Genomic DNA, 16,416 nt, shown 5'->3' with positions numbered 1-16,416 from the left:
GGGTTTGGCCCGAAATTTAAAGAGCCGGGTCGTAGCCCGGTTGCGGGCTGCGCGGCCCACTCCGGGGTCGTGGCTCTTTTCCCCAATAATTGCTCGCTATGAAACGAATCCTGCGTTCCGCCGCCTTTGCCGCCGCCGCGCTGCTGGCTGCTTCCGCGGCCTCGGCCCAAACGACGCCGGCCAAAACGCCCACCAAGACTTCCACGCCCGCTAAGACGCCCGCCAAAACTTCCTCCACCACCGACCAGGTGCTGTCCGACGTGGAGCGCGACCTGGGCGTGTTCCGCGAGTGGATCAACGACCGGCTCGACAAGGCTGACGTGGTGACCAAGCGCGAACTGCCGCGCATCAAGGAAGAATACGAAACCCAGAGCACGCGCATCGACCGCGGCATCGACAGCCTCACGGCGGCGGGCAAGCGCGAGTACGCCGGCCTGAAAAACCGCTACGAAAGCTGGGAAGCCCGCCAGGAGCGCCTCGAAAAGCAGGCCAGCCAGCCCGAAACGGCCCAGCAGACCCAGACGCGCATGCTCGGCGAAAACGTGAACATCACCACGGCCCGCGCCTCGGAAATGACCGACCTCTATGGCCGCTTCATCGACTACGTGCGCACCAACCGCAAAAACTGGGCGCCCGAGGACTGGGCCCAGGCCTCGGTGGTACTCACCCGCCTCAACCAGCGCTACGAGAAAGTGCGCGACCTGATCGACGTGGATGACCGCCTGCGCATCCGCTCCTGGCAGGCCGAGTTCCGCACCCTGGAACAGGCCAAGAAGACCAAGGAGGTCATCAGTGAGAAGTAACGGACGTCTTCCAGAACGTCATGTCGAGCATGTCGCGAATCAAGCGAGGGACCGAGACATCTCGCGTGCTGACGTTCACAAGTAATTTTCTCGTTCAACAAGAAGAATACTATCGGGCGAGATGTCTCGACAAGCTCGACATGACGAGCTGATCAGACTAGGGCCCAAACCCTAAGCGGCTGCGCCAGTGCGTCGGAAGGCGTGCTGGCGCAGCCATTTCCAGGCCGCGCCCACACTGTAGAACGTGCGCAGGTCCACTTTCTGGCGGATTTTCTCGATCAGGGCCGCGTTTTCGAACGACACCATCATGTCGGGGTTGATGACGTAGGCGAAGGCCTGCAGGCCGCTGGCTTTGGCCCGCGGAATCCATTCGTACTCAATCCAAGCCATGGACTCGCCCCATTCGCCACTGGTGCCGCGCTTGTCGTTGAGCAGGCCCACCGGGTGCAGCTGCTCGTGCCAGGGCAGGCTGGCTTCGGCCACCCGGATGACTTCGTCGGCGGTGAGGTGGCCGTGCCAGCGCACGTAGAGCACGCGTTCGGTGGCGAAGAAGCCGAAGTCGGCTACGCGCTGCCCGTGGTCGTCGTCGACGTGGTAGACCAGCTCGGCGGGCGAGTGAATTTTGCAGGCGTGGGGCAAGGGGTTGGACAGCGGCATATATATAAGTTACCTTATTTTTTGCGGCGGTGCAATTCCTTCGCGCCTCGCGCAATCGAGCGGTGGCTTTCCTGTATTTTTGCCGGCCTCATTCTGAATTCGCCCTCCACCCATGCATATCGCCATTGTCGGCAACATCGGCGCCGGTAAGACCACCCTGGCTCACAAGCTGGCGCACCACTTTCAGTGGGAAGTGTTCCTGGAAGACGTCGACGACAACCCCTATCTGAAGGATTTCTACGACGATATGCCGCGGTGGGCCTTCCACCTGCAGGTGTATTTCCTCAACAGCCGCTTCCGCCAGACGCAGCGCATCAAGCAGCTGCAGGCCGGCAACAAGGGCGTGATTCAGGACCGCACCATCTACGAGGACGCCCACATCTTCGCCGCCAACCTGCACGAGTCGGGCCTGATGAACCCGCGCGACTTTCAGAACTACCGCGCCCTGTTCGACTCGATGATCAGCATGGTGGAGCCGCCCGACCTGCTGCTCTACCTCAAGGCCGACCTGCCCAAGCTCATCCACCAGATTGAGAAGCGCGGCCGCGACTACGAGACGCACATGCGCATCGAGTACCTCAAAAACCTCAACGAGCACTACGAGCAGTGGATCAGCCACTACGACGCGGGTAAGCTGCTCATCATCGACGTGAACCAGCTCGATTACGTGGCCCGCCCCGAAGACCTGGGCACCATCATCGAGAAGATTCAGGGCACGTTGTTCGGGTTGTTTTAGAACTGGTTAGAAGAGCAGTAGCGCAAAAAAGCCCGTCATCCTGAGGCGCAGCCGAAGGACCTTCCTGGCACCCCGCACCGCCGCTACCAACAACGCGGTGACGCTTTTCAATAACGGCGAAGCGCAGCTACCAGCCCTGCCGATTGGGCGTTGGTAGCGGCGCTTCTTCGTTGGTGCAGGGTTCGAGGAAGGTCCTTCGGCTGCGCCTCAGGATGACGTTCTTATTTCACTAGCTGCCGTAGGCGCCTAATCCCCCATCATGGCCTCGTTCAGGAACCCGACCAGGGGCTGGGCGGCTTGCCAGGCGGCCAGCACGCGGTCGGGAAAGTCGGGGCGGAGCACTTCCTTGTCGGAGAAGGAGCGCCAGACGAAAAAGCTTTTCAGCCGCAGCCACTCGATGTCGGGGTCGTTGCGGTCGTAGCCCTTGGGGGCAGTGCGCAGGGCCTGGCTTTGGTCGAGGCCGCCCGGGAATTCGCGCAGCAGCTCCGGCGCCTGGCGCAGGGCATGAAAGGCGTCGGCGTTGTAGTGGATTTCCTGGCGGATGCGGGCCAGCTGCTGGGGCTCGGGCTGCCAGCGGCCGGCGCCCACGTAGGTTTCGCCGCCGGCTTCGAGGGCCACGAAGTAGCCCGCCCAGGGGCTCTGGCGTCCGTCGCGCTTCAGGCCCGAGCCCATGTGGTTTTTGTAGGGCTCGTCGCTCTGCTGAAACCGGTCGTTTTTGTTGATGCGGTACATCACGTCGGAGGGGCTGAGGGCCAGCAGTGCGGGCTCGAACTGCTGGGCGCGCTGCAGCAGCTCGGTAATGAGCGTGGTATAGCGTTTGCGGGCGCGCTGGTACTCGGCGCGGTTCGCGTCCATCCAGGGCTTGTTGTTGTTCTGCTTGAGCTGGCGCAGAAACTCAAGTACGGGGGCAAGGTCCGTCACGGGCGGAAAAGAGGAGTGAGGGGAACGGAAAACGGGCCGGCGGCCGACCCGGTGATGAACAACCAGCTGCGCCCGCGGTTAGTGCCGCCCCAAAAGAAAAAGGCCCGTTGCCGGGCCTTCATTGGAACAAGGAGCAGGATTGGAGCCGTGGCTAGTGGCGGCGCAGCTGCTGAGCCATCACGCCGGGGTGTTCCGCGTCGTTGAGCGACCAGTCGTAGGGCAGGTACTGCACGGCAGCACCGGGCGTTACCGGCGTGGTGGCGTAGCGGTTGAGAAAGGCAATCAACCGGGCCGCGTCGCCAAACTCGGCGGCGTGCCAGTCGAATACGCTGGATACCTGCACGGCCTCGGCCGTGAGCTGGTTGCGCTTAGGGTCGTTGACAAAGCGCCGGGCCTGGGCGTCGAGCTGCTCGTTGAGGCGCGGGCCGCTGTAGGCTTCGGGCAGCAGGGTGGGGCTGGAGGCGGCGGCGCAGTGCAGGGCCAGGAAGCGGCGCGGGTCCTGGGGCAGCAGGCGGGGCAGGATTTCGCGCTCAATCTGGTTGAGCGAGTACTGCTTGCCGCCTACGTTGACCTCGGGCGCTTCCCATACCGAGCGGTAGCCGCCCACGGTTTTCACCTTGATGTCGCTCAGGCGCTGCACCGGGTAGTAGGCCACGGCCAGCTGCACGGTGTAGGCGTTGTACACGTTCAGCCAGAAGGCGGCCTGATCCGGGCGCGACCAGTCGGCCTGGGGCGTGGTGTGGCGCAGGGCCTGCAGGTAGCCGCGCAGCTGGTCGTCGTGCTCGGCCAGGTTGGCGTAGCTCAGGCGGCCATCGGCCAGCACGTTTCGTTTCAGCAAGTCGTCCCAGGGCTGGTGCAGCAGCTCAAGGGTGTTGTTGTCGGCGCGGGCGCTGGTAGCAGCCAGCAGGACCAACCACAGGAGCAGCTGCGGCCAGGCGAAACGGGTTTGGAACATTGCTTAGGTGTAGGCGGGGCGCGAAAGAACTAATGACAAGGCGTTTTCCTGCTTTGGGATAGGAATCAACTACTTGCGCGCGGCAAAAGTACAATGGCATCGGCATTTTGCCAATAGTTGATAAAACTTTACCGTAGAAAAGTTGTACGCAAGATTTTATTAGTCCCAAAATGAGATTGGGGCCCAGCGGTGCAGTTGGAACCGCTGCCAGACCGCTTCTACCAAACCGGCTCGCACCACCAGCACAAGATGGTTGGGCAGCCGCCGAGCCGCCAGTAGCGCCGTAAAGGCCGGTGCCAAACCTTGGCCGCGCAGTTCCAGCGGCCCGATTTCATCGACGACCAGCCACTGCACGGCAGGTTCGGTGGCCGCTCCGCGCAGGGCCGCATTAGCCCAATCGAATGCCGCCGGGGAAAAGCGGAACCGGCCTACCTGCTGCACCGGCCACTGGCCCGGCCGGGCACTCACGGGCCACCGCAGCCCGCTGCGCAGGTCGAGGAAATGGCGCTGCCCGTGGGCATCGGTGGGCATCAGCAGGCCGCCCACGTCGGTGCGGCCGGCCGCCCAATGGCGCAGGCGGGTGGTTTTGCCGCTGCGAATGGGGCCGCTGAGCAGGTGAATCCGCATTGCGTCAGGCCGTCGGGGCGTCGTCGGGGCTGAGTAGGGTGTTGACGGCCAGGGCGCGGCCAAACCAGCGCAGCCGGCTCAGGCCGCGGTGCCCGGCCGAGTGGCGCCAGCAGCGGGCCACCAGCTGCCGGGTGGCGGGCAGCAGGGCCAGCGTCTGGCGCAGGTCGGCGGCCCAGCGGCCGCGCGGGCGGGTGAGCCAGTGGTGCAGGCGCTGCGTCAGCCAGGGACCGAGCAGCAGGGCCCAGGCGCCGTAGAGCAGCACCGAGCGCAGCAGCAGGCCGCCCAGCCGGTGCTCGTTGGCCACGGTGGCCGGGGCCCAGCCCAGCGCGGCGGCCAGCCACAGCAGCAGGCAGGCGGCCCACAGCCCCAGCAGCAGGCGGCTGACGCGCCAGCGGCGGGGCCGGTGCGTAGGAGCGGGGGCGTCGGGTGCTGACTCCTCGTCCTCGTCGGAGGGCTCGGGGCGGAGCTGTAGCCAGGCGTAGCGCTGCACGAGGCTGGGCAGCCGCGCGGGCAGGCCGCCGGCCCACCAGCCCAGCGCCGCCCCCACCACGGCGTGCGCGGCGAAGTAAAGGCCCACCAGCCAGAGGGCGTAGTTGGGCTGCAGGGCGGCATCGGCCCCGAGCAGGCCGCGCACAAAATCGTTGAAGGCCGCGGGCAGGGCCTTGCCGCCGAGCAGCCACAGCGTGAGCACCCGCTGCCCGGCCGACTCCACCATCGTCAGCAAACCCAGCAGCAGGCCGCGCAGACGGGGCAGCGCGCGGGGCCAGCTCAGCATTTCGCCCAGCAGGCCCTGGAAGGCCACCGCCACGTAGGCATTGGGCGAGGTGTGCGGGCTGAGCAGGGCCTTGATGGTGAGAACCACCAGCAGGGCGCGCAGTATGGTCCCGGGCCGGCGGCTGTAGTGGCCCAGCAGCGTCAGCACCAGCACGGCCGCGCCGCCCACCAGCAGGCCCGTCACCGGCAGCCGAAGCGCGTGCAGCACCCCGCCGAGCAGGGCTTCGCTCAGGGCCCACAGCGCCACGAGGCGCGGCAGCAGCAGCGGGGGCGGGGCAATGGCGGGGGCGGCGGTGGTCTGGGGCATCACTACAATAGTATTTGGCAGTTACAGGGCAGCGGGCGGAGCGGTTGACGTTGCGTTACGTGCTCAACAACGCTATAGCTATTCTCACGTCCGTGGATCATCCTTGTTCTTCCAACGACCGGTCGGCCGGCTTTGGGCCGGCTGACCGGCGCGGATACTGCCTGGGGAACTGCTCTAGGTGAGCGGGTGGTGGCTGACGACGCTGGCCGTGTCGCCCACGCGCACGAGGCCCTGGGCCGGCCCGACCACGTTCATGCCGAACATGACCTTGTTGGCCCGGGTGCGGTAGCTGGCCAGGGTGCGCAGGGGCTCGGGGCCGCGCTGGGCGGTTTCCTGGTCGGTGGTGGTGAGCACGCAGCGGGCGCAGGGCCGGATACCGTGGAAGGTCAGGTCGCCGAGCTGAAACTCGTACCAGGTGTCTTCGGCGTAGGGGGCGGCGCCGCTCACCACCAGGTTGGGGCGGAAGCGGTTCATGGGCACGGCCGCGGGCAGGCGCTGGTTCAGGTCGTCGAGCGAGGCCTGGCCGATGAGCAGGTAGGGGTAGGCATCGGCGAAGCTGACTAGGCCGGGGGCGTGGCCGCCGTCGGCGTCGCGCAGGGCGGCTTCGGGCATGTGCACCAGGCGCACGGGCAGGCCCAGGGCCTCCGTCAGCCACTCGTCGTGCTCTTTCAGCCCACGGAAGGCAAACACCATGTCGTCCCAAATGGTGACGAACTGCGTGCCCTTGTGCTCGGCTGCGAAGGGCACTAGCAGGGGGCGCAGGTCGGGCCGCTGAATGTGGCGGATGATGAAGCCGTTGTGGGCGTAGTCGAGGTGAAGCAGGGCCATCTGCGGGTGGCTGCGCTGCGTCAGGAACTGCCCGCGCTCATCCACCACCAGCCAGCGCCGGTCGTGACGCAGGCCGCGGGTGGTGAGCTGGGCCTCGGGCACGCGCAGGCCGCCGAGCGACTTGACGGGGTAGAGGTATAAATCGGTGAGGGTAAGCGGAGCGGAGGTATCGGCCATGGGGCGAAGGTACGGCTTGCGCGGGAGTGCGAAAGGGGGTAAACTGCGCCGCCGTGGCCGATCAGCGCGGCCCCCTGCCTATGCTGCCCGCCGCTCCTTTGCCCGCCGAAGCCCCGGAAACTGCCGCCGCGCCCGCGCCGGATGCCTGCCCCAACTGCGCCGGCGCCCTGCTGGCCGGGGCCGGCTACTGCCCGCACTGCGGGCAGCCGCGCCCGCACCGCCTCTCCACGGCCCACGTGCTCCACGAAATCCTGCACGTCTTCACCCACGCCGACAAAAGCATCTTCGGCTTCGTGGGGCAGGTGCTCACGCGCCCTGCCCGCGTGGTGGCTGATTACCTGGCCGGGCGGCGCAAGCGTTATTTCAACCCGTTTCAGTTTCTGCTGCTGGCCGTGGGCGTGGCCACCGTGCTGGCCGTGCAGCTGCATTACTATGAGCGCATCGGCGAGCAGGTGCAGCAAGCCATGCGGGCGCACGGGGCGCCGGCCGCCGTGCTGGCGCGGGTGGGGCAGTATTTCCACGCCGTCGGCAAGTTTTTCAACGTGTGGTGGCTGGCGCTGATGCCCGTGCACGCGCTGATAGTCTGGGCCGCGTACCGGCGTCGGCTCAACTACGCCGAGTCGTTTTTTCTGCTGGTCATCGTCGGCAGCGCTTTTCAGCTATACCTGATTCTGGCCCTGGTAAGCGTGTTTTTGGTGGTGGGGCTGGAGCCGGGCAGCAGCACTGCGCTGATGCAGGCTACGGTGTACGTGGGGTATCTCACCTGGATCGGGCGGGGCAGCCTGGGCCTGAGTTGGCCGCGAGCCGTAGGCAGCGCCCTGGTAATCAGCGTGCTGGTCGGGGCTATTAACTACGGGCTTAACTGGCTGGTCTTTTGGGGTTACGTGATGCACTTTCGGGTGCCAGGGTAAATTGTACGGCTAGTTGGCGCGGGACGATAATGCGTCATCCTTGGCTGGGCCGACCACCGGTTCACTGCGCTTCGGATGACGCGCCTTAAAACCTAACATCCCGCGGCGGGGCGGGTATCCGTGGCGCGTGCATCTTCCCGGGCGGGCATCGTGGGGGCCGCATCTGCCAATACAGCGTTGGGTCCGGCTCGTTCAGCCAGCAGCGCACCCGTGCGCCGACGGCCGGGTGGTAGGCATGAACCACGCGCGCAAGGAAGCGACGGCGTAGCACTTCTATTACCAGGACACGGCCGGGCTACACAAGCCCCTGCGAGCCTTCTTGCTGGCTCATACGCCCGCCGCGGCGTGGGCCGTCTCCCCCATGAATTCGGCTGCGCTCAGTGGCAAAAAGACCGGCTATCTTTAGCCAAAACCCGGCCCTTCTCACACCGGGACTATACTCTGCAAGAGCCGAAGGCCGGGCTCAACCGGGTGGGATTAAAAGAATTGTGCGCCTTGCAGCGCCGCAATGGCCGTTGGTTCGACGAGGCCGCGCCAACTCCTCCGTACTAATTCTTCATGCAAACCCGCCTCCGCGTCACGTTCAACGAAAACTACCTCGACGTGCCCATGGTGCAGCAGCTGTTCTACGCCGCCATGGACGCTGCGGCAGACTACAGCCGCGGCTACAGTCCCGCCCGCGGCACGGTCACCTTCACCATTTACGGGGGCTACACGCAGGTGTCGCTGCAGCGGTTCGGGCGGCTACTGCACCACCACGATTCCTTCGCCCAACTGCTGGTCGACGGGCGCCTGTACGCTGGCTGACAGCGGCTTGGCTGCCGGCGTGACAAATCCTTTAGCACGAACCGGGCGCCATTGGCCGAAAGCCGTACTTTTACCGGTACGTATCAACTCCACTTACCCTTCTCTCATGTTGCTACAAACCCGGATTTCGCGGCTGGCCGGCTCGGCCGTGGCAGGCGTTCTGCTCTTCACCGCTTCGGCCGCTCAGGCCCAGCTTAGCACCCCGGCCGCCAGCCCCAAAAGCACCGTGCAGCAGCGCGTAGGCCTCACCGACGTCACCATCACCTACTCGCGCCCCAGCGCCCGGGGCCGCGCCGTCTTCGGCGAGCTGGTGCCCTTCGGCAAACGCTGGCGCACGGGCGCCAACGCCACCACCAGCATCAAGTTTTCGGACGACGTGACGGTGGAGGGCAAGAAGATTCCGGCCGGCGAGTACGGCATCTACACCATTCCGAACAAGACGGAGTGGCTGGTGGTGTTCAACAAGAGCACCAAGCAGGGCGCCGACGTGGACAACTTCAAGGACGACCAGGACGTGGCCCGCGTGAGCATCAAGCCCTACAAGCTGGCCTCGAAGGTGGAAACGTTCACCATCAACTTCGCCGACCTCACCCCGGCCACTGCCAACGTGGATATGCAGTGGGAGCTGACCGGCGCCAAGTTTAAAATCTCGGCCGACGTGGAGCCCAAGGTAATGGCCCAGATCGACGAGAAAGTGGTGAAGAATGCCACGCCGGCCGCCAACGACCTGGCCGCCGCCGCCCTCTACTACTACGACAACGGCAAGGACCTGAACCAGGCCCTGAGCTGGATTCAGAAGGCCAACGCGACGGAGCCCAAGTTCTGGAACGTGCACACCGAGGCCAAGATCAAGCTGAAGCTGAAGGACTACGTCGGCGCCGAAGCATCCGCCGACCAGTCGCGCAAGCTGGCGCTGGAAGCCAAGAACATCGACTACGTGAAGATGAACGAGCTGCTGATGATCGAGGCGAAGAACGGCGGCGTGGCCCCCAGCCCGGACGGCAAAGTGAAGGTGAAGGCCGACGACAAGAAAGCCGAGGTGAAAGTGAAAGCCGACGACAAGAAGACGGAGGCTAAGACCAAAGCTGACGGCAAGAAGACCGAGGTGAAGGAAAAGGCGCTCTACAAGCCCAAGGCCGACGCCAAGAAAACGGAGGAGCCGGCGAAGAAAAGCTAGCTTTCCGTTGCCGGTAAAACCGGCCCGCTGCCATTCGGCAGCGGGCCGGTTTGGTTTTATGAGCATTGCCTAAGGGTATCGGTAGCGCAGGCAGACGGTGCGGGTAGCCGTCATTGCGAGCGAAGCGCGGCAATCGTTCCTCTAGTAGCAGCGCCGATTCAATACTTGCTGACCTAAAACGGCCCCGCCCGAAACCGAGTAACTCTGGTTTCGAGCGGGGCCGTTTTCGTGCGGATGGGTTTTCGGTTGCTGCGTCTTGTACCGCTTCTACCTCGGGAGGAAAGATTGCTTCGCTTCGCTCGCAATGACTGCTAGTTGCACCGTCTGGTGGCTAGGCGGGCGCTAGGGCGCGTTTGGCGGGTTCGGGCCAGAGGCGCTGGAGCAGCTCGGCCAGGAGCATGACGGCGGCGCAGCCGAGGATGTTGAACCAGAGGTAGGCAATGTCGGTGAGCCAGAAGCAGAGCACGGTGGCCAGCTGGGTGGCGGCGGCGGCCCAGAACACGGCGCGGCCGTGGACGTGCTTCTGGAAGAAGGCCACGGCGAAGATGCCCAGGATGGTGCCGTAGAACAGGGAGCCGAGGATATTGACGGCCTGGATGAGGTTTTCCATGCGGGCCGCGAACAGGGCGAAGCCGATGCCCAGGACGCCCCAGCCCACGGTGGCCCAGCGCGAGACGCGCACCAGCTCCGCCTCGGTCTGATCCTGGCGGCGGGTGAAGGGGCGGTAGAGGTCGATGAGGGTGGTGGAGCCGAGGGAGTTCAGGCCGCCGGCCGCGCTGCCCAGGGCGGCGCTCAGCACCACGGCCACCAGCAGGCCGACGAGGCCCCGGGGCAGGTAGCGCAGCACGAAGGAGATGAACACGTAGTCAGTGTCCTTGACGTCGGCGGCGGGGGCGGCTTGCTGGACGAGCTGCTGCCAGTCGGTGCGCAGGCCGGCGGCGGCGGCCTGGGTGAGCTGCAGGCGCTGCTGGGCGGCGGCCTGGGCGGGGGCGTCGTGGGCGTGGCGGGCTTGCACGAAGGCTGCGGCGGCCTCCTGCTGGGCCTGCTGGACGGCCCGGTGCTCGGCTTCGAGACGGCGGGCGTCGGCGGCGCGGGGGCCGTGCATCACCCGCTCGTAGACGGGGCGGTTGAAGCTCAGCGGGGCGGGCTGGAAGAGGTAGAACACGAACAGCAGCACGCCGATGAGCAGGATGCCGAGCTGCATGGGCACTTTTACGAGGCCGTTCATGAGCAGGCCGAGGCGGCTTTGGGTGACGCTCTGCCCGCTGAGGTAGCGCTGCACCTGGCTTTGGTCGGTGCCGAAGTACGAGAGGGCCAGGAACAGGCCGCCGCTCATGCCGGTCCAGAAGTTGTAGCGGTCGGTCCAGCTGAAGTGGAAGTCGACGAGGTTGAGCTTGCCGAGGCGGCCGGCCACGTGCAGGGCATCGGAGAAGCCGACCTGCGGGGGCAGGTAATGCACGAGGAGGTAGCCGGCCGTGGCCATGCCGGCGAAGATGACGGCCACCTGCCCCTGCTGGGTGACGGTGACGGCCCGGGTGCCCCCGCTGACGGTGTAGGCAATCATGACGGTGCCGAGCAACAGCACGGTGGCGGTGGTGTTCCAGCCCAGAATGGCCGACAGCACCAGCGCCGGGGCGTAGAGTGAGAGGCCGTTGCTGAAGCCGCGCTGCACCAGGAACAGGCTGGCCGCCAGGGTGCGGGTGCGGCGGTCGAAGCGGCTTTGCAGGTACTCGTAGGCGGTATAGACGCGCAGGCGGTGGTAGATGGGCACGGCCACGACGGCAATCAGCACCATGGCCAGGGGCAGGCCGAAGTAGAACTGAATGAAGCGCATGCCGTCGGCGTAGGCCTGGCCGGGGGTGCTCAGGAAGGTGACGGCCGAGGCTTGGGTGGCAATGATGCTCAGGCCCACGCCCCACCAGCGCGTTTGGCGGCCGCCGAGCAGGTAGCCGTCGAGGGAGTGGCCGGCGCGGCGGGTGCGCCAGGTGCCGTAGCCGATGATGAAGAGCAGGGCGCCGGTGAGCACGGCCCAGTCGAGCGGGCTCATGCGGCGAAATAGCGGGTGAGGGCCACCATCAGGGCTATTTCGGCGGCCAGCGCGGCCAGCACCAGCGCGTACCAGGCCCGCCAGGAGGGCAGCAGCGGGGGCTGGGCGTCGGGGGCATCGGGGGGGGAAGCGGCGGGCTGGGGCATGGGTGGTGGAGCAGGTGCGGGGAAGGGACGCGGCGGGTAAGGATGGGGTTGCCGTGCAGCCGGCAATATCGTGCCAGATGGGTAAACCAGGCGGAGAGGCGGTGGGGACTGGCTGTGAGCCGGTGGAATCCAAATTCGACTTTGTGGATTATAAATTCGAGGCGGTGGATGATGGCTGCGAGGTGGTGGGGACTCACTGCGAGCTTGTGGAATCCAAATTCGACTTGGAGGATTATAAGTTCGAGGCGGTGGATGATGACTCCGAAGTGGTGGATGATAACTGCGAAGCGGTGGATGACGACTCCGAGGTGGTGGAGGGTAACTGCGAGGTGGCAGGTGATGTCGAGGAGACGAGGGGAATGGGCGGCGAGGTGATGGATACCGTTGGCGAGGCGGTGGGGGCGTGCGGAATGACGGTGGCGGGGGATGTCATTGGGTAGCGACGCCTGGGCCGCGTGGGCGTCAGCAACGACGGTCAACCACCCCAGCCGCGCCTGCGGCGCGGCGTCCCCTCCTCATCTGAGGAGGGGAGCTTGCCGTTCTTTTTTTCGCCCGATTCGCTGTCAACTCTTCCCCTCTACCCTCTTCCCCTCTCAAATCCTCCTGCCCGCTCAATCTAATTGGCCTTGTCCTTGCCCAGCTCGATCATGTTGGTGATGAGGCGGTAGGCGCCGGGCACGCCGGCGGGCAGCTCGCGGAAGAAGCTAAGGCCGGTGTAGATGTAGTGGCCCTTGCCGTAGTCGGTGACGAGGATGGCCGATTCCTTGGGCTTCTCGCCGGGGTCCTGGCTGCTGATGACGGTCTGGTACTTCGGGTCCCAGGAGCTGGGGTAGTAGAGGCCCTGCTCCTGCTGCCAGCCTTCGAAGTCCTTGGGGGTAATCTTGTTGGGCAGGCTCATGAGCGGGTGCTGGGGCCGGGTGATGGTGACGGGGGCGTCTTCCACGGTCACGCGGTCATTCGACAGCTGCAGGGGGTAGGGGCCGATTTCGGGCAGCACGGTGCCGCGGTTGACGGTGTACTGCACCACCAGGTTGCCGCCCTTTTCCACGTATTCGAGCAGCTCTTTTTGCTGGTACTTGAGGCGGTCGATGGTGTTGTAGGCGCGCACGCCGAGCATAACGGCGTCGAAGCGCTTGAGCTTGTCGGCGGTGAGGTCTTCGGGCTTGAGCAGGGTGACGCGGTAGCCGAGCTGACGCAGGGCCTCGGGCACTTCGTCGCCGGCGCCCATGAGGTAGCCGATTTCCTCCTTGCGGCGCTTCACGTCGAGGCGCACGAGCGGGGCCACGGCTTCGGGGAAGAGCGTCTGGGTGGGGATGTGGGGGTAGTTGATGGTCTGGATGCCGCGCGAATACGGCTGGCCGTCGAGGGTGGCCACGGCGCGCAGCTGCCCACTGCTTTCGGGGCTGTTCTTGACGGGCTGCACCAGGAAGGTGACGGTGCGTTCCTCGTCCTTGTTGGCAATGTCGAAGGCAATGCTGGCGGGCAGCACCTGCCAGCCGGCGGGCACCTGCAGGGCCACCGAGCCTTTGGCGCCGGCGCGGCCGGCCTTGAGGGTGACGGGCACCATCTTGGCCTGCTCGTCGGCGAAGACGTAGGCCTTGCCCAGCACGTTGACGGCCACGGGCGGCACGACGGCGAGGGGCTGGTACAGCTCGCCGAGGGCAGGGTCGGTGCGCTTGTACTGGATGGGGACTTTGATGCGCAATACCCCGTAATCTTCTCCTTTCTGCACATAGACGTAAGCGGCAGGTGGATTTTCTGGCAAGCCAACCAAATCCTCGGGGGCAACCTTCGCTTTGTAATAACTCATGTAGCCCCGGAACTGCGCGGGTTCTACCTCATACACGTTTGGCAGCTTGTACATGCCGACAGAACCTTGCTCCCGCAGCCAATACGGCTGTGATAGTGCCTGGCTTGGGGGTACACGTAGCGTGACCGTTTTGGAGTACAGCTTATTAGGTCCTGCCTGTACTTCCATATCAAGCGGGCCGTCCGTTCGAACTTTGCCAGGCGGCAACGGTGGTTGGTACAGGGTAGAGTCGTTTACAGACCAGTTGAAGTAGAGCCCAGTGAGCGAAAATCCATTGAGGGACACAGCGTCAATTTTGACCTGCAAATTCCCCCCCGGCGTAACAGATGGCTCCGTGGCAATGGCCTCGACGCGCAGCCCGTAACACGCCTGTATCAGCGCATTCAGTTCTTCCCCCTTTTCAGCCGCCCAAAAGCGGTTGTTCGGTTCTACTTTGCCCAACCCGGACCGCACCTTCAGCAGCCCCGGCACACTCGCGGCCGGGTTGCTCGGGTCGAACTTGCGGATGACCTCATCGAGGAGCTTCTGCACGGCGGCGCCGCCTTTCACGCGGTTCCAGCTCAGGTCCACGCCTTCGAGCGGGTCTTTAGTGGCTTTGTCGCCTTTCACCAGCTGCAGGTATTCGAGGGCTTCGCCGCGCTGGGCGGCCGAGCCGAAGCCCTGGCTGCGGTGCTGGGAGCGGCTGCGGGCGGCAATTTCGCCGTACGACTGCCCAAGCAGCGGGTTGTAGCCGCCGGCGTCGAGCTTGAGGTAGCCGTCCATGCTCTCTCCGGGCTTGACGAAGAAGGAGCCGGTGTTCCAGAATAGCCGCTTGGGCTGCCAGGGCTGCACGTACGGGAGCTGCTCGGGGAAGCGTTTTGGGTCGCCGGCGGCGTCGAAGGCTTCGGCGGCGAGGATGGCCGAGGCGGTGTGGTGGCCGTGGCCGGCGCGGGCGTCGGGCGGGAAGCGGGTGATGAGCACGTCGGGGCGGCGCTGGCGGATAACCCAGACCATATCGGCCAGCACCTGCTCCCGGTCCCAGATTTTGAACGTCTCCTCGGGGGTTTTGCTGAAGCCGAAGTCGTTGGCGCGGCTGAAGAACTGTCGGCCGCCGTCGATGCGGCGGGCGGCCAGCAGCTCCTGGGTGCGGATGACGCCCAGCTGCTCGCGCAGCTCCGGCCCGATGAGGTTCTGGCCGCCGTCGCCGCGGGTGCAGCTGAAGTAGCCGGTTTCCACCAGGCGGCCGTTGGCCAGGTAGGCAATCAGGCGGGTGTTTTCGTCGTCGGGGTGGGCGGCGATGTAGAGCACCGAGCCCAGCACGTTGAGCTTTTTGAGGCCCAGCAGGATTTCTGAGGACGAGTAGGTCTTCGGCGCTTGCGCCTCCGCCGTGAAGGCGTGAATGAGTGAATGAGTGATTATGATGGCCGGCAGGGCGGCGCGGAGGAGGCGACGGAGCATCGGGGACGAGGGCTAGAAACGCGGGGCGTAAAGGTAGACCGCCGAAGGGGTAAGATGTTTTGGTTCGGCCCCGCTCCCGCAACCCGCTACTGCCCCCGCACCTACTGCTTCTGTTGCCCTGACTTGCTCCTGGGGTTTCGATGGGGCTTTCGGTGCTCTTATAGCGGTTCTCCCGTCCGTGGATCATCCTTGTCCTTCCAACGACCGGTCGGCCGGCTTGGGGCCGGCTGACCGGTGCGGATACGGACTGGGGAACTGCTTTAACTCGCAGTTATAGTGGGGCGAAACTACCGTTGAGGGCATTGCGCCCCGCGCGTTATAGCCGGCGGCCCAACTGTTCGATTAGCCGGGGCAGCAGCAAGCCCGCCAGGCCGCAGCCAATGACGAATAGCAGGCGCAGGGGCCGGTCGGGGTAGCCGGCCCAGACTCCGCACCAACCCAGCGCCGCCAGCAGGTACAGTACGCAAGCAGCCAGAGTCAAGCGGTTGGCCCGACGCGGCCAGTGCCGGAACTGCGCCGCCACGGCCAGCAGCAGGGCCAATAAGGCAAACGAGAGAAACGTCAGGAAAATGGAAATGGCCCAACTGCTGGGCGTATGGTACTCACCCCGGAAGCGCAACTGCAGCCCTTCTCCGAGGTATACCACGCCGTAAAAACCACCGAAGGCAACAAGCAGGCGCCAGGCAATGCCCAGCAGATCGGCCCAGAAGCGCGGCGGCAGGCGACGCAGCGGGTGCGGGTGGGTGTTCACAAGGCGGGGGCGAGAAATGTTTATAACACCAAGTAAGGTTGATAGCGGGCAAGGTGCGGCAACCGGTTGGTATCAGGCCGCCCGGCGTTCCAGCCACCAGGGCAGCAGCAGCCCCAGCAGTCCGCTGGTGAGCCAGAGCCATACTTCGAGGTGGCGGTACACCTGCAGCCCATACGCCAGATAAGCCCCCACGCCTGCATAAGCCAGCGCTATGGCCCATTGGGCGGCGGGGCGCCAGCGGATGGGCAGCAGGCAACTGAGCACCAGCAGCCCCAGCGCGGCACCGAACACATCGAGTTGCAGGCGCATGTACAGCCACACCGCCAGAATGCCTTCGAAGGCGTCGGCGAGGCTGCCCACTGCCCTGAGCGCCCCCGGCCACTGGTGCAGCAGCCAGGTACCCGCCGTGGCCAGGGCCGCCGCCACCGCTACCGGCAGCAGCAGGTAGTGCAGCAGGAGGCGCAGCCCCGGCCGCAGGTAGCGCCGTAGCGGGCCGAAACCGGGGCGGTATTCGTCGGGCCGGGAACGAGTCATGCGGCAATATC

General features: G+C 65.4%; 17 protein-coding genes. 6 read left to right on the top strand and 11 right to left on the bottom strand.

All coding sequences use genetic code 11. From position 1 onward, the window contains the following. The first annotated feature begins 98 nt into the window (after nt 1–98). Entirely contained in the window at nt 99–803 is a 705-nt protein-coding gene (locus FDY95_RS20860; protein WP_138080605.1) for a hypothetical protein, read from the top strand. Between the two features lie 171 nt (nt 804–974). Here the strand turns inward: FDY95_RS20860 and FDY95_RS20855 are convergent, their stop codons facing one another. Next, nucleotides 975–1,460, bottom strand: coding sequence for an STAS/SEC14 domain-containing protein (locus FDY95_RS20855; protein WP_138080603.1), 486 nt, complete (start codon nt 1,458–1,460; stop codon nt 975–977). Nucleotides 1,461–1,572: 112 nt separating this feature from the next. Between FDY95_RS20855 and FDY95_RS20850 the strand changes: the two genes are divergently transcribed. Then, nucleotides 1,573–2,196, top strand: a complete 624-nt coding sequence (locus tag FDY95_RS20850) for a deoxynucleoside kinase (protein WP_138080601.1) — start codon at nt 1,573–1,575, stop codon at nt 2,194–2,196. Nucleotides 2,197–2,442: 246 nt separating this feature from the next. Here FDY95_RS20850 and FDY95_RS20845 read toward each other — a convergent pair whose 3' ends face one another. The 5 genes from FDY95_RS20845 to FDY95_RS20825 form a co-directional block, all read right to left on the bottom strand. Continuing rightward, nucleotides 2,443–3,117 (bottom strand): DUF2461 domain-containing protein, encoded by a 675-nt coding sequence (locus FDY95_RS20845; RefSeq protein ID WP_171025776.1) that lies wholly within the window; start codon nt 3,115–3,117, stop codon nt 2,443–2,445. Between the two features lie 151 nt (nt 3,118–3,268). After that, nucleotides 3,269–4,072 (bottom strand): DUF547 domain-containing protein, encoded by an 804-nt coding sequence (locus FDY95_RS20840; RefSeq protein WP_138080597.1) that lies wholly within the window; start codon nt 4,070–4,072, stop codon nt 3,269–3,271. A 159-nt stretch (nt 4,073–4,231) separates the two neighbouring features. Then, the gene (locus FDY95_RS20835) at nt 4,232–4,699 is read right to left on the bottom strand and encodes a hypothetical protein (RefSeq protein WP_138080595.1); all 468 of its coding nucleotides are present in this window, start codon (nt 4,697–4,699) and stop codon (nt 4,232–4,234) included. A gap of 4 nt (nt 4,700–4,703) precedes the next feature. Beyond that, the gene (locus FDY95_RS20830) at nt 4,704–5,780 is read right to left on the bottom strand and encodes a hypothetical protein (RefSeq protein WP_138080593.1); all 1,077 of its coding nucleotides are present in this window, start codon (nt 5,778–5,780) and stop codon (nt 4,704–4,706) included. Nucleotides 5,781–5,954: 174 nt separating this feature from the next. Beyond that, nucleotides 5,955–6,785 (bottom strand): MOSC domain-containing protein, encoded by an 831-nt coding sequence (locus FDY95_RS20825; RefSeq protein ID WP_138080591.1) that lies wholly within the window; start codon nt 6,783–6,785, stop codon nt 5,955–5,957. Between the two features lie 80 nt (nt 6,786–6,865). Between FDY95_RS20825 and FDY95_RS20820 the strand changes: the two genes are divergently transcribed. From FDY95_RS20820 to FDY95_RS20810, 3 genes are all read left to right on the top strand, one after another. Continuing rightward, nucleotides 6,866–7,696 (top strand): DUF3667 domain-containing protein, encoded by an 831-nt coding sequence (locus FDY95_RS20820; RefSeq protein ID WP_138080589.1) that lies wholly within the window; start codon nt 6,866–6,868, stop codon nt 7,694–7,696. Nucleotides 7,697–8,254: 558 nt separating this feature from the next. Beyond that, nucleotides 8,255–8,503: a hypothetical protein gene (locus FDY95_RS20815; RefSeq protein ID WP_138080587.1), complete on the top strand. Its 249-nt coding sequence runs from the start codon at nt 8,255–8,257 to the stop codon at nt 8,501–8,503. 106 nt (nt 8,504–8,609) lie between these two features. Next, nucleotides 8,610–9,680, top strand: coding sequence for a DUF2911 domain-containing protein (locus FDY95_RS20810; protein WP_171025775.1), 1,071 nt, complete (start codon nt 8,610–8,612; stop codon nt 9,678–9,680). Nucleotides 9,681–10,011: 331 nt separating this feature from the next. On the opposite strand, the gene FDY95_RS20805 is transcribed toward FDY95_RS20810, so the two are convergent. Both FDY95_RS20805 and FDY95_RS26425 read right to left on the bottom strand, forming a co-directional pair. Beyond that, entirely contained in the window at nt 10,012–11,727 is a 1,716-nt protein-coding gene (locus tag FDY95_RS20805; protein ID WP_138080585.1) for a sodium:solute symporter, read from the bottom strand. Continuing rightward, the gene (locus FDY95_RS26425) at nt 11,724–11,873 is read right to left on the bottom strand and encodes a hypothetical protein (protein WP_171025774.1); all 150 of its coding nucleotides are present in this window, start codon (nt 11,871–11,873) and stop codon (nt 11,724–11,726) included. The genes FDY95_RS20805 and FDY95_RS26425 overlap by 4 nt, the downstream gene beginning before the upstream one ends. Before the next feature lie 77 nt (nt 11,874–11,950). On the opposite strand from FDY95_RS26425, the gene FDY95_RS26420 reads away from it, so the two are divergent. Continuing rightward, nucleotides 11,951–12,313 (top strand): hypothetical protein, encoded by a 363-nt coding sequence (locus FDY95_RS26420; RefSeq protein WP_171025773.1) that lies wholly within the window; start codon nt 11,951–11,953, stop codon nt 12,311–12,313. 176 nt (nt 12,314–12,489) lie between these two features. Here the strand turns inward: FDY95_RS26420 and FDY95_RS20795 are convergent, their stop codons facing one another. The 3 genes from FDY95_RS20795 to FDY95_RS20785 form a co-directional block, all read right to left on the bottom strand. Then, nucleotides 12,490–15,120 (bottom strand): PIG-L family deacetylase, encoded by a 2,631-nt coding sequence (locus FDY95_RS20795; protein WP_138080583.1) that lies wholly within the window; start codon nt 15,118–15,120, stop codon nt 12,490–12,492. 316 nt (nt 15,121–15,436) lie between these two features. Beyond that, on the bottom strand, nt 15,437–15,871 hold the full coding sequence (locus tag FDY95_RS20790; protein ID WP_138080581.1) for a hypothetical protein: 435 nt from the start codon (nt 15,869–15,871) through the stop codon (nt 15,437–15,439). Nucleotides 15,872–15,943: 72 nt separating this feature from the next. Next, nucleotides 15,944–16,405 carry a hypothetical protein gene (locus FDY95_RS20785; RefSeq protein ID WP_138080579.1) on the bottom strand — a complete coding sequence of 154 codons (462 nt, stop codon included), beginning with the start codon at nt 16,403–16,405 and terminating at the stop codon, nt 15,944–15,946. Between the last annotated feature and the right edge of the window lie 11 nt (nt 16,406–16,416).

Source organism: Hymenobacter jeollabukensis, assembly GCF_005771675.1.
Taxonomy (GTDB): Bacteria; Bacteroidota; Bacteroidia; order Cytophagales; family Hymenobacteraceae; genus Solirubrum; species Solirubrum jeollabukense.
Note: the sequence above shows the minus strand (reverse complement) of the source record. Positions and strands in the feature narration are given on the sequence as shown.

Excerpts from the sequence above, each read along its gene's own strand:
- FDY95_RS26425 (WP_171025774.1), bottom strand. The coding sequence starts at position 11,873 with ATGCCCCAGCCCGCCGCTTCCCCCCCCGATGCCCCCGACGCCCAGCCC.
- FDY95_RS20785 (WP_138080579.1), bottom strand. The coding sequence starts at position 16,405 with ATGACTCGTTCCCGGCCCGACGAATACCGCCCCGGTTTCGGCCCGCTA.
- FDY95_RS20820 (WP_138080589.1), top strand. The coding sequence starts at position 6,866 with ATGCTGCCCGCCGCTCCTTTGCCCGCCGAAGCCCCGGAAACTGCCGCC.
- FDY95_RS20825 (WP_138080591.1), bottom strand. The coding sequence starts at position 6,785 with ATGGCCGATACCTCCGCTCCGCTTACCCTCACCGATTTATACCTCTAC.
- FDY95_RS20795 (WP_138080583.1), bottom strand. The coding sequence starts at position 15,120 with ATGCTCCGTCGCCTCCTCCGCGCCGCCCTGCCGGCCATCATAATCACT.
- FDY95_RS20840 (WP_138080597.1), bottom strand. The coding sequence starts at position 4,072 with ATGTTCCAAACCCGTTTCGCCTGGCCGCAGCTGCTCCTGTGGTTGGTC.
- FDY95_RS20805 (WP_138080585.1), bottom strand. The coding sequence starts at position 11,727 with ATGAGCCCGCTCGACTGGGCCGTGCTCACCGGCGCCCTGCTCTTCATC.
- FDY95_RS20815 (WP_138080587.1), top strand. The coding sequence starts at position 8,255 with ATGCAAACCCGCCTCCGCGTCACGTTCAACGAAAACTACCTCGACGTG.
- FDY95_RS20830 (WP_138080593.1), bottom strand. The coding sequence starts at position 5,780 with ATGCCCCAGACCACCGCCGCCCCCGCCATTGCCCCGCCCCCGCTGCTG.
- FDY95_RS20850 (WP_138080601.1), top strand. The coding sequence starts at position 1,573 with ATGCATATCGCCATTGTCGGCAACATCGGCGCCGGTAAGACCACCCTG.
- FDY95_RS20855 (WP_138080603.1), bottom strand. The coding sequence starts at position 1,460 with ATGCCGCTGTCCAACCCCTTGCCCCACGCCTGCAAAATTCACTCGCCC.
- FDY95_RS26420 (WP_171025773.1), top strand. The coding sequence starts at position 11,951 with ATGGGTAAACCAGGCGGAGAGGCGGTGGGGACTGGCTGTGAGCCGGTG.
- FDY95_RS20860 (WP_138080605.1), top strand. The coding sequence starts at position 99 with ATGAAACGAATCCTGCGTTCCGCCGCCTTTGCCGCCGCCGCGCTGCTG.
- FDY95_RS20810 (WP_171025775.1), top strand. The coding sequence starts at position 8,610 with ATGTTGCTACAAACCCGGATTTCGCGGCTGGCCGGCTCGGCCGTGGCA.
- FDY95_RS20835 (WP_138080595.1), bottom strand. The coding sequence starts at position 4,699 with ATGCGGATTCACCTGCTCAGCGGCCCCATTCGCAGCGGCAAAACCACC.